Genomic DNA, 13,685 nt, shown 5'->3' with positions numbered 1-13,685 from the left:
AAATACAATTAACATAAGGAGGCAGAAATATGGGCTGCGATAAATGTAAAAATTACCATGGATTTAAATTTGTTGAGGAAACAAAAGTTGATGAGATTAATTCAACAGCTAAAATATTTGAACATGAAAAGACAAAGGCAAAACTTTTGTATTTAGGAAATAAAGATACTAATAAGGTATTTACTATAGGATTTAAGACACCTCCAGAGAATAGTACAGGTGTTGCTCATATTATAGAGCATAGTGTATTATGTGGATCAAGAAAATTCCCAACAAAGGAGCCATTTGTAGAATTAATAAAAGGTTCTTTAAATACTTTTTTAAATGCAATGACTTTTGCAGATAAAACTATTTATCCATTAGCAAGTAAAAATAATAAGGACTTTTTCAATCTAATGGATGTATATTTAGATGCGGTTTTTTATCCTAATATTTACAATACACCAGAGATTTTAATGCAAGAAGGATGGCATTATGAACTTGAAAATCCAGAGGATGAACTTAAATATAAAGGCGTTGTTTATAATGAAATGCAAGGAGCATTTTCTTCTCCTGAGGGAGTTTTAATGAGAAAAATACAAGAAACTCTATTTAAAGACACAACTTATGGAGTGGAATCTGGTGGAGACCCTGAATTTATTCCAGAATTAACTCAAGAAGAATTTACAGAATTTCATTCTAAATATTATCATCCATCTAATAGTTATATTTTCTTATATGGTGATGTTGATTTAGATAAAGCATTAGAATTTATAGATAATGAATATTTATCAAGATTTGAATATAAAGAAGTTAATTCAGAAATTAAAGAACAAGAGTCTTTTAATGATAGAAATTATGTAACTACAGAATACTCAATAACAGAAGAAGAGACAGAAGAAGAAAAAACATTTTTAGCATTAAACTATGTAACAGGTAAATCATATGATGAAGAATTACATTTATCACTTGATATATTAGAGCATTTATTACTAGAAGCACAGGGAGCACCATTAAAGAAAGCATTAATAGATGCAAATATAGGAAAAGATGTTTATGGAAGTTTTGATAGTAGTATACTTCAACCAGTGTTTAGTATAATAGTAAAAAATTCAGAAGAAAATAAAAAAGAAGAGTTTGAAAATATAGTTGAAAATACATTAAAAGATTTAGTTAAAAATGGAATAGATAAAAAGTTAATAGAAGCTTGTTTAAATATAACTGAATTTAAGCTAAGAGAAGCTGATTTTCAAGGACTTCCAAAGGGACTATTTTATTATATAACTGCTATGGACAGCTGGATGCACGATAAAAATGCACTTGTTCACTTACAATATGATAAAGTGCTTTCTATTATAAAAGAAGGAATTAAAGAAAATTACTTTGAAAATTTAATAGAAAAATATCTTTTAGATAATAAGCATACATCTCTTTTAATATTAAAACCTAAAAAAGGTTTAGCGGAAGAAAGAAATGGGAAGTTAAAAGAGAAATTAAGACAGTATAAGGAAACATTAAGTAAAGAAGAAATAAATAAAATAGTTGAAAATACAAAGAATTTAATAAAGAGACAAAATACACCAGATACAAAAGAGGCTTTAGAGACAATACCATTATTAGATTTAGAAGATATTGATCATAATGTAGAAGATTTAAGTGTCAAAGAAGATGAAAAAGATGGAATTAAAATATTATGGCATGATACATTTACAAGTAAAATAGCTTATATAAATATGCATTTTAATTGTGATTGTATAAAACAAGAAGACATATGTTATTTAAGTCTTTTAACATCTTTATTAGGAAAAGTTAATACAGAAAGAAGAGGATATATAGATTTATCAAATGATGTATTAATAAATACTGGTGGCATTTATTTTACAAGTGAAGTATATGGAGACAAAGATGATACTAATAAATTCTATCCTTATGTTATAGGTTCATCTAAAGCAATGGTTGATAAAGTTCCAAAACAATTAGAACTATTATCAGAGATATACAATGAAACTAAGTTTGATGATAAAAAAAGATTAAAAGAAGTTATTAGACAATTAAAATCAAGAATAGAAATGGTTATGATTGATAGAGGTCACCAAGTAGCAGCATTAAGACTTAATTCATATTATTCAGGAGTTTCAAGTTGTATAGATAAAGTAGCAGGATTAAGTTATTATAAATTCTTACAAAAAATTGATTCTAATTTTGATAATGAAGTAGATAATTTAATCAATAAACTAGAACAAATTAAAAAATTAGTATTTAATAAAGATAATTTGATGATTGCTATAACTGGTGAAAAAGAAGAAGTAGAAGCACTTAAAAATAATATAGGAATAATAAGTAAATCTTTAAAAGATGAAAAATGTGAAAAACAACCATACAAGTTTGAAGTTGAAAGAAAAAATGAAGGTTTATTAACACCATCAAATGTTCAGTATGTAGCTAAAGGATACAATTTCAAGCAATTAGGATATGACTATAGCGGAAAATTATTAGTTTTAAAAACAGTTATGCAATTAGATTACTTATGGAATAAAATTAGAGTTCAAGGTGGAGCATATGGTGCGATGAGTAGCTTAGCAATGAGTGGTAACTTAGTCTTTGTTTCATATAGAGATCCAAATTTAAAAGAGACACTAGATGCATACAATAATGTTGTAGAATACTTAAATAACTTCTCTACAACAGAAAGAGAAATGACAAAATATATAATTGGTACAATAAGTGACCTAGATATGCCACTAACACCATCTATGAAAGGCGAAAAAGCTATAAGTATGCATATAAGAGGAATATCAATGGATGACTTAAAACGTGAAAGAGAAGAAGTTTTAAGTACAACACAAGAGGATATAAGAAATTATAAAAAGTTAATTTCTGATGTTCTTGAAAAAGATTTTTATGATGTTTTGGGAAATGACAAGAAAATAAAAGAAAATAAAGAGTTATTCAATAGTCTGGAAACAGTTTTTTAATAATTATTAGGGGAGCTTTTAAAATAAAGGCTCCCTTTAAAAAAGTAAAAATAGAGTTAAGGGGTAGAAAAATGAAAGCATTATTTACATATAATTATGGTGATGAAAAACTAGAAAAATTAAAAAAACTTGGTTTAGATATAATTGTAAAAAGTGAAAAAGATTTATATTACACTGATGAACTAAAAGATATAGAGATACTTGCATGCTATAATCCTTTTAAAACTTTAGATATAGAAAGAATGGAAAATTTAAAACTTATTTTATTAACAAGTACAGGAATAGATCAGGTTCCACTTGATATAGTAAAGAAAAATAATATAACACTTTGTAATAACAAATATGGATATAATGTTCCAATAGGTGAGTGGATAGTTCTAAAAATATTAGAAATGTTAAAGGAAAGTAAAATGATTTATAGTAATCAAGAGAAAAATAAATGGAAAACAAATATGGATATTTTAGAGCTAACAGATAAAAATGTTACTTTTATAGGAACAGGCAATATAGCAACAGAAGCAGCTAAAAGACTTGAGGCATTTGAATGTAATATTTGTGGGATTAATACTACGGGTCATAGTGTTGATTATTTTAAACAGTGCTTTTCAATGAAAGAATCACATAAAATTTTAAGCAAAAGTGACATAGTTGTTGTAACTATACCGTATACAAAAGACACTTATAAGTTAGTGAATAAAGATATGATAGATAATATGAAAGATGGAGTATACTTTATAAACATATCTAGGGGAGATATAGTTGATGAAAAAGAATTAATAAAAGCATTGAAAAATAAAAAAATAAAAATGGCTGCATTAGATGTATTTGAAGAGGAGCCGTTAAGGGATGATAATGAAATTTGGAAATTAGAAAATGTACTTATAAGTTCACATAATTCCTGGGTGTCAGAGATGAGGAATGTAAGAAGATTTTCTAATATATATCAAAATATATCAAATTATATAAGCGATGAAGAAGTTATAACTAAAGTAGATTTAAATAAAGGATATTGATATTATTTAGAGAATATATCAGTGAAAGAAAATTAGAACTTAAAGTTAGAAGTGAAATACAAACTTCAATGCAAAAGGTTTAATCTTTACAAGATAAATTAATTTGAAAGAAGTGATTCGTAGATGAAGTGTGAAATTATAGCTGTAGGAACAGAGATATTACTTGGTGATATAGTAAATACAAATGCTCAATACTTAGCTAAAAGATTAAGTGATTTAGGAATATATTGTTATCATCAAACTGTAGTTGGTGACAATGAAAATAGATTAAAAGAAGCTTACGACTTGGCATTTAAAAGAGCTGAATTAGTGATAACAACAGGTGGACTTGGACCAACTAAGGATGATTTAACAAAAGAGATGTCTTTTGAGTTTTTTAATAAAAAAAGTGTATTACATGAGCCATCAATGAAAAGAATAGAAGAACATTTCAAAAAAACAGGAAGAATAATGGTTGATAGCAATAAAAAGCAAGCATATTTTCCTGAAGATTGTATTATATTACAAAACAATAATGGAACAGCACCAGGATGTATTATTGAAGAAAATAATAAAATTCTTATAAATTTACCGGGACCACCAAAGGAAATGAAACCAATGTTTGAGGAAAGTGTAGTTCCATATTTAAAGAAGTATCAAACTGAAATTTTAGTTTCAAAAGTCTTAAGAGTTATAGGAATTGGTGAGAGCATGGCTGCTGATATGATAAAGGATATACTTGAAAATCAGACTAATCCAACGGTAGCACCGTATGCAAAAGATGGTGAAGTAACTTTTAGAATTACAGCCAAAGCAGAAAGTGAAACTGAGGCTAATGAATTAATAAAACCTATAGAAAATAACATAAGAAATGTATTTAAAGAAAATGTTTATGGGTTAGGAGATACAACAATAGAAGAAGTAGTTTCTAAGATGTTAGTAGAAAATAATATCACTATAGCAACAGCAGAATCTTGTACGGGAGGTATGCTAGCAGCTAAGTTAATAGACTATCCTGGTATATCATCTGTATTTTTAGAAGGTGCAGTAACTTATACAAACGAAGCTAAAATGAAAAGATTAGGTGTTGAAGAAGAAACTTTAAATATTCACACTGCTGTTAGTGAAGAGACTGCAAAGGAAATGGCATATGGAATAGCTAGAGTGTCAGGCGCAGATATTGGATTATCTACAACAGGGATAGCTGGCCCTGGCGGTGGAAGCGAAGATAAGCCTGTTGGACTTGTATATGTAGGAATATGTATTAAAGGGGAAACTAAAGTTAAGAAGTTAAACTTATCAGGAAATAGACAACAAATAAGAGAAAAAGCAACGAAATCATTGTTAGACTTTTTAAGAAGAGAATTAATAAAAAGAAATTATTAAAATATAAGGGATGGTTCAAAATAAGTTTGTTTTTGAATCATCCCTTTAATTTACTTTCCATCTTTTTTGGGGAGAATTTTGTTTAAGTCTATATAACCATTGCCTTGCATACATTTTTTCTCTTTTATAAAAGATGATGAACTTTTTAAGAGTCCATATATATCTTTAAAATTAAGTTCGCTATTATATTCATATAATAAAGCACAAACCCCAGATATATATGCACAAGCAATCGATGTGCCACTATATTCAGTATAAGGTTTTGATAGCTTTTTAGGATAAATTTTTAGTCCATTTCTTTCAGAAATATAATTTGTATCTGTGTTTAAAGAAATTATATCAACAGAGGCTGCAATAAAATCAGGTTTAGAAGATGATTTAGATGATCCACAAGAAGAAAATGGATATATGTTATTACCAAAACGAGTATCCATTCCACCAATAGTGATAACTTCCTTTAAAGTTGCAATACCACGTATGCTGTCCTCTTCATTGCCATTATTTCCAGAAGGAACTATGATTATAATATTTTTTTGTAATGCTATTTTAAAAATCTTTGAGTATAATGACAAAATATCATTAGAGGTATTGTATATTTCAAAAGGTAAGCAAATAACTTTTACATTGTAATCTTCACTAAATTCAATGATTTTTTGTATTGCCATTAAAGTTGAGGAAACATAACCTTTGCCAGAACTATCAAAGGCTTTAACTACTAATAAGTGACTATTTATAGCAATTCCACGATTTTTATTTTTAGATTCATGGCCGCTGCCACAAAGTACACCAGATATAAATGTACCATGACCATTGTCATCATAAGGATATTTATAATCATTAATTAAATCTATAAAACATTTAATTTTATTATTAGGATATATAATGTCTTTATGAGGATAACAACCACTATCAACTAGCCCAATTCCAATGTTTCGCCCAGATAAAGAGTAATCACCTTTTAATATACTATTGTTACTTTGTAGAGAAACACCATTAGAAAGTAGAGGTGTACGACCACATAAAAATGCATATTCATCTAGAAATATATATTTCACCTCAGGTAATTCTATGAGACGTAATAGTGTAGTAGTATTTATGTTAGCGGCAATACATTGAATTTCTTCAATAGAAAAAAGAATTTCACCATTGGAGAATTTAATTTTTTTTTCGATTTCATTTTTTATAGATTTATATTCAATAAGTACTCTATATCTATTATAAAAATTATTTTTAAGCGAATCTTTTAGAGCGGGAGATAATTTTCTTTTAAGAGAGAACATAAAAAACCTCCTATTAAATGTTACATTATAGTATATGAATTATCTTATTAAATGTAACAAATTCTAAGTAAAATAATGGATATTCAAATCAGAAAATAAATAATATTCTGTATAGTATTTATTTTTTTAATAAATACTATTGAAAAAACAAATAAATATATAGATAATAGATATGTAGGAAATTATAAAATTAACCTTTTAGTAAAAACCATTATAAAAGTTTTATATTTCTACTAAATAAACTAATTTATAAAATAATTAAAATTAATATTTGGACTTGCCTAATTTGAAATTAGGTTTAGTTGAAACACTAAATAAAAAAGTGGTGTTGAAAATATGTTAGGGGGAATTTTATGGACTTTAAACAATTAGAAGCCTTCGTTACAGTTGCGAAGCTAAGAAGTTTTTCAAAGGCTGCTAATGCAATTTATCTTTCACAGCCAACAATAAGTTCTAATATATCTAGTTTAGAGAAAGAATTAAAAATACAATTGTTTGATAGAACATCAAAAGAGGTTAATCTAACTCCAGCAGGAGAATCTTTCATAGAATATGCAACAGATATAATAAATACTAGAAATAATGCTATAACAAATATGTCTAATTTCAACAATAATATATCAGGTAAATTAAATATATCAGCAAGTACTACACCTTGTAATTCAATATTACCAGGATTAATAAAGAGATTTAATGATACGTATTCTAATGTAAAATTTAACATAAAAGAACAAGGTTCTGTAGCAATAATAAAAGACATATTAGATTTAAATTGTGAAATTGGAATTGTAGGAACAATGATACATAATAATAGAATTAATAATTATAAAATTGTAGATGATGAGTTAGTAATTGTATCAAAACGAGAAATGAATTTACCAGAAGTTTTAAATGTAGAGGAATTATTAAATTATAAATTTATAATAAGAGAGAAAGAATCTGCAACAAGAAAAACTCTAGAATCAGCACTAGCTGAAGCAGGAGTAGATAATGGTAAATTAAAAACAGTTTGCGAAGTAAATAGCTTAGACGCACAAATGAGGTTACTAAAAATGGGATTGGGAGTATCAATACTTTCAAAATGTTTATGTGAAGATTTAGTAGAAAAAGAAGGTATGAGAATTAGTAAGGTAGATGGTTTATCACTTAAAAGAAGTATATACTTAGCTATGAGTTCAAGGAGAACGTTAACACCTATAGCAAATGCTTTTTTAAATATGTGTAAAGAAATCTATAACTTATAAATATAAATAAAAGGTTAATTATATAGGGAAACCAGTTTAAACTTTAAGTTATTCATGATTCAGTTGAGAATTCTAATTAATTTAATTGAAAATTGAAAATTGAAAGTGAATGTAAAAATTGGACTTCCAATTTTAAAGAATGATTTTTTATTAAATTTGCAGAGCAAATTAGTTGAAAACAATATAGAAACGTAGTTTTTAAGCATTTCTATTTTTAGATATTAGGAACGAAGTGAGTAATACCAACTATAACTTTTCACTCTTAAATCTTACTTGGTTCCAAATATAAAAATAAAAATAAACTGTAAGCTTAATAGTATCATTTGAGAAAGAAATTGCTTTAAATTTGGAACCTTATATTATGTACAAGTTAAAAAATAGACATATTGATTAATATGTCTATTTTTTATTTCAATTATTTTTTCCATTTAAAAATTATAATACCAGCTATCATTATGCCTATTCCAAGCATTTCTTTTATGCCATAGGGAGTTTTTTCAGTTCCAAATAGTCCAAATGAATCGATTATAGCTGCAGCACCAAGTTGAGCTATGAGAATTATTCCAATTCCACAAGATGTGCCAAGGGATGAGATGCTTTTCATTACGGTGTAGATTATAACAGCACCAAGAACACCACTTAATAAATAAAATTTATTAACATCTTTTATAGCTTTAAGGTCACCTTTTCCAGCAAAAATCATAACAATAAGGGTAACTATTAAGGCAATGGCTTGGCTAACTACATTAGTTTCCCAAAGACCAAGCTTTTCAGATAGTTTAGTATTAAAAACTCCTTGTAGGCTCATACTTACGCCAGATATTATTGCTATTATTATAGCAATCATAAAATCACCATCCTTTAACAAGGATAGTTTAACCAAAGGAAAATATTAATATCCATAAAATAATATGACTAGATAACTTAACTAAGTTATCTAGTCATATTATTTTATTTAATAGTCTTTTAAAGCATAAGACTTTATTATTTCTTTATTAGAAGTTGGTTGTTTCCAAATTTGAAAGCTTGCAATTTTTCCAGTACAGTATATTTCATCTTTGCTTAATTTAGGATTTATACTTAATGGTGAATTGTTAGAAGCTTTTCTTACAGAATGATTAGCATTAGCCATAGGGATGTTTAAGATACTTCCATTGAAAGGCTTTATATTAATGCCGTTTAGTGTAAGTGTATCAAAGATATTTCTTATTATCTTATTTATATATCCTTTATCTTCAACCCTAAAACCAATAGAATTAAAATCTTCATTAAAAGTTATATTATTATCAACAACAGTTTTGAATTTTTTGTATGGATTAAATATTTTAGATAATAGTGAATCCAGCTTGTCAAAATCATTAGTGTTAATTACTCCTAAAGGTATATGAAGTACTTGTGTGTTTTTATATAGTCTATACCTCTTACTTACTATTTTTTGTGATTCTATTAAAGAAGATGATGATGAATCATCAAATAATGCTACTAGATAATATTTCATAGATATCCTCCATAACCAAAAGGCTTCTAAATTTTTATTTTATATCCTTGAAAATATAATATTAAATATTATAGCATAATTTATGGGAAAATTCATTAAGTTCAATTTTAAAGAAATTTAATGATTTATTATAATAAGTGTATAAAAAAGAAATAAATAACTCACATTTAATTAAAGAAAAAACTTAATAAATATATTTTATTTCAAAGGTAAATAAAGGATTTTATCATATATTTTATTTACAAGGAAATAAAATAACACATATGAAAAAAATTACCTTGCATATAATAAGTATAACATTTATATTAATATGGAGAATAATTTCTATATTTTTAAATTTACATATAAAAATATAAAGTGTATGTGATATAATATGATATGTGTGAAATAAGATAATAAATGAGAATTTGAATATATATAAAAAAAATAGTGAGGATGATACCGTAATGGAAAAATTTATAATTAATGGTGGTAAATCCATATATGGAGAAGTAGAAATAAGTGGAGCTAAAAATGCAGTATTACCAATATTAACAGCTGCAATTATGGCAAGTGAAGGTATATGCAGTATTGAAAATTTCCCAGAAATTGAAGATGTAAATTGCATAGAACGAATTTTTGAATCATTAGGATGTAAAGTAGAAAAAATTAATAATGTTATAAATATAGATAGTACAGAAGTAAAAAGTTTAAATGCAAATAGTGAAGATATGAGAAAAATGAGAGCATCATACTATTTCTTAGGTGCTTTACTAGGAAGATTTAAAGAAGCTAGAATAGAGCTTCCAGGGGGTTGTCCTATAGGAAGTAGACCTATAGATCAACACATAAAAGGATTAGAAGCTTTAGGTGCTGAAGTTACTATAGAACATGGTTCACTTAGTGCAAAAGCTGAAAGATTAATAGGAACTAGTATTTACTTTGATGTAGTAAGTATTGGTGCAACTATAAATGTTATGTTTGCAGCAACTTTTGCAGAAGGAACAACTATATTAGAAAACTCAGCAAAAGAACCGCACGTAGTTGATGTTGCTAACTTCTTAAATAGTATGGGAGCAAATATTAAAGGTGCAGGTACAGATACAATAAAAATCACAGGTGTAGAAAAATTAGTTGGATGCAACTATTCTGTAATTCCTGACCAAATAGAGGCAGGAACATTTATGATAGCTACTGCAGCTTGTGGTGGAGAAGTAAAATTAAAAAATGTAATTCCAAAGCACTTAGAATCAATATCTGCAAAACTTATTGAAATGGGTGCAGAGGTAATTGAAGAAGATGATACTGTTACAGTAAAAAGAGATAAAAAATTAAAGGGTGTTAATATAAAAACACTTCCATATCCAGGATTTGCAACTGACTTGCAACAACCTATGAGTGCATTGTTAGCTGTAGCTAATGGAAGAAGTATAATAAATGAAAGTATTTATGAAAATAGATTTAAACATTTATCAGAGTTAAACAAAATGGGTGCTAATATGACTGCTGAAGATAGAATAGCTATAATCGATGGTGTTGAAAGATTAAAAGGCGCACATGTTAAGGCTACAGATTTAAGAGCTGGGGCTGCATTAGTTATAGCAGGATTAGTTGCAGAGGGTCAAACTATAATTGAAGGTGTTCAACATATTGACAGAGGTTACCCTAAGATAGAAGAAAAATTAAGAGGGCTTGGTTGCGATATAACTAGAATTATAGAGTAGTAATAAGCATGTAAAATTTGCTGTGTAAATAATTAAAAATAATTTATATATGTTAAATTATAATTAAAATTATTAAATAAGCAGTGGATAGAGCATATTGTGGTTTAGATAACTAATATAGTTAAGAAAAGGAGATTTATATGAAATTTTGTCCATTATTTAGTGGTAGTAGTGGCAATAGTATATTTGTAGGAACTGAAAATACAAAAATATTGATAGATGCAGGTGTTGCAGGAAAAAATATTGAAGCAGAACTTAGAGCTATAGGTGAGGAACCTTCAAGTATAGATGGAATTTTCGTTACCCATGAACATTCGGATCATATAAAATCTGTTGGAGTTATGTCTAGAAAACACAACATACCTATTTATGCAAATGAGTTAACGTGGGAAGCTATGCTGCCTAAAATAGGTAAAGTTAAGGAAGAAAATATAAAACTATTGGATACAAGATATACAGCAATTAAAGATATAGAGATTGAAAATTTTAAAATATCGCATGATGCAGTTGACCCAAGAGGATATTTATTTAATACTAAGAAGGGTAAGGCTGCAATTGCAACAGATTTAGGTTGTTTCTCAGATGAAATAAAGGATATTTTAAATTCAGTAGATGTACTTCTTTTAGAAAGTAATCATGATGTTGAAATGCTTAAATTTGGACCATATCCATATGTACTTAAGAGAAGAATATTAAGTGAAGTAGGCCACTTATCTAATGAAGCATGTGGAAATGCAATATTAGAACTTATTAAAAGTGGAAGAAAAAGAATATATTTAGGACATTTAAGTAAAACTAATAATTATCCACAATTAGCATATGAAACAGTGAGTAGCATTTTAAAAGAAAACAATGTAAATATAGGAGAAGATGTATATTTGTCTATGGCAAATAGATCTAATCATAGTGAAGTTGTAAATTTATAATAGTTTGCTTGATATAACTTTAATGCAAAGGGGGCAGTTATGAAAAAGAAAGTAGTAATAATTTGTTCAGTAATTATATTAATAGCAGCATTTATAGTAATATTTGGTGGCGAAAAAAAAGATAAAAATACTGTTTTAAACAAAGAAAAGATAGAAAAGCTAAATATAGAATCTAAAGATAAGGGTGACTCTATTGATATTAATTTGTACTTCAATGGAGGCAAAAATGAAAATGATGTTAAAATTGTTAAAGAAGAAAGGTTAGTTAATAGAGAAGAACTGTTTGGAGAAGTAATAGTTCAAGAACTTATTAAAGGACCAGCAGTAAATAGCGAGTCTAAGCCTATATTTCCAAAGGATACAAGGGTTTTAAGTTTTTCAATTAAAGATGATATAGCTTATTTGAATTTAAGTTATAATAAGGACTTAAAAATTACAGCTTCTGAGGAAAAGGCATTATTAACATGTTTATCAACATCTTTATCACAATTAGAATCAGTAGGTAAATTAATGCTTACTGTAGAAAATCAAACTATCCAAAGTCTTGGTGGAAATTATGATATATCAAAGCCATTTTCAACACAAGAAATAGATAGTTTAAAAATAGCTAAAGGTAACTAAATATAGCTATAGTAAAGAACTAATTTGAATAATTAAATATATATTGAAATTATTGTAAATATTTATTATAATTAACCCAAAATTAGATATAAAAACAAATAAGATATAATTTTTATTTATAAAGGAGATAAGAAAATGAGTTTATATAACGAATGGACAAATTACGTAGTTGATTATGTAAAAACAAATGGAGAACCAGCGTTCTGGAAAGAATATGCAAGAATAGAAACTGCTATATATAGTAAAGTTTTAACTAACCTAGATGGAGTAGTTAAAGGAAAAATTAAAGATTTAGCAGCTGATCATGGAGTTACTGATGTTCAATTCATGGGCTTCTTAGACGGAATAAATGAAAGTATAGAAAAAGAATTAGATTTAGAAAACATGAATGCAGATGCAGATATAGATATGAAAATTAATTTTGAAAAATTATATTTCAACATGCTAGAATCTAAAGCAGAATATCTATATAGCTTACCACAATGGAATGCTATATTCTCAGAAGAAAAGAGAAAAGAAATCAGAGACGAGTGGAAAGCATCAAAAACTATTGTTAAGGAACATAAAATCGGAAGAAATGATCCTTGCATATGTGGAAGTGGTAAAAAATACAAAAAATGCTGTGGAAAATAGTATTTTGATAAAAACACCCTGTGAGGGTGTTTTTTTATGTAATTTAATTTTATTGTAATTAATTTTCCCTAATAAAGTGTTAAAATTTTTAGTGTTATAGAAAAATTTTATATTAAAATATTGATATATAGTATATTATGGGAAAATGGGATGAATTTTGATTGAGAATAGCTTATAAGTATAATTTACTAAAATTACAAATTGAAAAGTGAGTTTGAAGCCTTATAATTTAACCACATTAAATATAAATTTTAGAGAGAGGTTTAATTGTATATATTTTTAAGAGGTGTAGTATGAGTAAAAAGAAGAAAAAATATGTTGTGGTAAATAGAAAAAGATTGATATCAGCAATAAGCATATGTGTTGTTATCATTATTGGCGGGTCTATATCTATAGTTAAATACATTAAAAATGTAAATAAAAGAAATGAGATAATGTATAGCAAAAA

Annotated in this window: 11 protein-coding genes; 8 read left to right on the top strand and 3 right to left on the bottom strand. The window is 26.9% G+C overall.

The window, feature by feature from the left end; all coding sequences use genetic code 11:
• The first annotated feature begins 29 nt into the window (after positions 1–29).
• The 3 genes from BN346_RS03810 to BN346_RS03800 all read left to right on the top strand — a co-directional run bounded on the left by BN346_RS03810 (position 30) and on the right by BN346_RS03800 (position 5,332).
• On the top strand, positions 30–2,954 hold the full coding sequence (locus BN346_RS03810; RefSeq protein ID WP_034439641.1) for an insulinase family protein: 2,925 nt from the start codon (positions 30–32) through the stop codon (positions 2,952–2,954).
• Positions 2,955–3,025: 71 nt separating this feature from the next.
• A complete protein-coding gene (locus BN346_RS03805; protein WP_034439640.1) occupies positions 3,026–3,967 on the top strand; it encodes an NAD(P)-dependent oxidoreductase in 942 nt (313 codons plus the stop codon).
• Positions 3,968–4,090: 123 nt separating this feature from the next.
• Positions 4,091–5,332, top strand: a complete 1,242-nt coding sequence (locus BN346_RS03800; protein ID WP_034439638.1) for a competence/damage-inducible protein A — start codon at positions 4,091–4,093, stop codon at positions 5,330–5,332.
• A 50-nt stretch (positions 5,333–5,382) separates the two neighbouring features.
• Here the strand turns inward: BN346_RS03800 and BN346_RS03795 are convergent, their stop codons facing one another.
• Positions 5,383–6,612 (bottom strand): S8 family serine peptidase, encoded by a 1,230-nt coding sequence (locus BN346_RS03795; RefSeq protein ID WP_034439635.1) that lies wholly within the window; start codon positions 6,610–6,612, stop codon positions 5,383–5,385.
• Between the two features lie 353 nt (positions 6,613–6,965).
• Between BN346_RS03795 and BN346_RS03790 the strand changes: the two genes are divergently transcribed.
• A complete protein-coding gene (locus BN346_RS03790) occupies positions 6,966–7,856 on the top strand; it encodes a selenium metabolism-associated LysR family transcriptional regulator (protein WP_034439632.1) in 891 nt (296 codons plus the stop codon).
• A 415-nt stretch (positions 7,857–8,271) separates the two neighbouring features.
• Here the strand turns inward: BN346_RS03790 and BN346_RS03785 are convergent, their stop codons facing one another.
• Both BN346_RS03785 and BN346_RS03780 read right to left on the bottom strand, forming a co-directional pair.
• Entirely contained in the window at positions 8,272–8,703 is a 432-nt protein-coding gene (locus BN346_RS03785; RefSeq protein WP_034439629.1) for a DMT family transporter, read from the bottom strand.
• Positions 8,704–8,811: 108 nt separating this feature from the next.
• Complete coding sequence (locus BN346_RS03780; RefSeq protein WP_034439626.1) at positions 8,812–9,354, bottom strand: hypothetical protein; 543 nt, start codon at positions 9,352–9,354, stop codon at positions 8,812–8,814.
• A gap of 446 nt (positions 9,355–9,800) precedes the next feature.
• Between BN346_RS03780 and BN346_RS03775 the strand changes: the two genes are divergently transcribed.
• The 4 genes from BN346_RS03775 to BN346_RS03760 all read left to right on the top strand — a co-directional run bounded on the left by BN346_RS03775 (position 9,801) and on the right by BN346_RS03760 (position 13,237).
• Positions 9,801–11,057, top strand: coding sequence for a UDP-N-acetylglucosamine 1-carboxyvinyltransferase (locus tag BN346_RS03775; RefSeq protein ID WP_034439623.1), 1,257 nt, complete (start codon positions 9,801–9,803; stop codon positions 11,055–11,057).
• 140 nt (positions 11,058–11,197) lie between these two features.
• Positions 11,198–11,983: an MBL fold metallo-hydrolase gene (locus BN346_RS03770; protein ID WP_034439620.1), complete on the top strand. Its 786-nt coding sequence runs from the start codon at positions 11,198–11,200 to the stop codon at positions 11,981–11,983.
• Positions 11,984–12,022: 39 nt separating this feature from the next.
• Positions 12,023–12,604, top strand: coding sequence for a GerMN domain-containing protein (locus BN346_RS03765; RefSeq protein WP_034439617.1), 582 nt, complete (start codon positions 12,023–12,025; stop codon positions 12,602–12,604).
• A 135-nt stretch (positions 12,605–12,739) separates the two neighbouring features.
• On the top strand, positions 12,740–13,237 hold the full coding sequence (locus BN346_RS03760; RefSeq protein WP_034439614.1) for an SEC-C metal-binding domain-containing protein: 498 nt from the start codon (positions 12,740–12,742) through the stop codon (positions 13,235–13,237).
• Positions 13,238–13,685: the final 448 nt, after the last annotated feature.

The sequence above is a fragment of the Clostridium ihumii AP5 genome (assembly GCF_000612845.1).
Taxonomy (GTDB): Bacteria; Bacillota; Clostridia; order Clostridiales; family Clostridiaceae; genus Clostridium_J; species Clostridium_J ihumii.
This window is presented reverse-complemented; position numbering and strand designations above follow the sequence as displayed.

Excerpts from the sequence above, each read along its gene's own strand:
- BN346_RS03810 (WP_034439641.1), top strand. The coding sequence starts at position 30 with ATGGGCTGCGATAAATGTAAAAATTACCATGGATTTAAATTTGTTGAG.
- BN346_RS03805 (WP_034439640.1), top strand. The coding sequence starts at position 3,026 with ATGAAAGCATTATTTACATATAATTATGGTGATGAAAAACTAGAAAAA.
- BN346_RS03800 (WP_034439638.1), top strand. The coding sequence starts at position 4,091 with ATGAAGTGTGAAATTATAGCTGTAGGAACAGAGATATTACTTGGTGAT.
- BN346_RS03795 (WP_034439635.1), bottom strand. The coding sequence starts at position 6,612 with ATGTTCTCTCTTAAAAGAAAATTATCTCCCGCTCTAAAAGATTCGCTT.
- BN346_RS03790 (WP_034439632.1), top strand. The coding sequence starts at position 6,966 with ATGGACTTTAAACAATTAGAAGCCTTCGTTACAGTTGCGAAGCTAAGA.
- BN346_RS03785 (WP_034439629.1), bottom strand. The coding sequence starts at position 8,703 with ATGATTGCTATAATAATAGCAATAATATCTGGCGTAAGTATGAGCCTA.
- BN346_RS03780 (WP_034439626.1), bottom strand. The coding sequence starts at position 9,354 with ATGAAATATTATCTAGTAGCATTATTTGATGATTCATCATCATCTTCT.
- BN346_RS03775 (WP_034439623.1), top strand. The coding sequence starts at position 9,801 with ATGGAAAAATTTATAATTAATGGTGGTAAATCCATATATGGAGAAGTA.
- BN346_RS03770 (WP_034439620.1), top strand. The coding sequence starts at position 11,198 with ATGAAATTTTGTCCATTATTTAGTGGTAGTAGTGGCAATAGTATATTT.
- BN346_RS03765 (WP_034439617.1), top strand. The coding sequence starts at position 12,023 with ATGAAAAAGAAAGTAGTAATAATTTGTTCAGTAATTATATTAATAGCA.
- BN346_RS03760 (WP_034439614.1), top strand. The coding sequence starts at position 12,740 with ATGAGTTTATATAACGAATGGACAAATTACGTAGTTGATTATGTAAAA.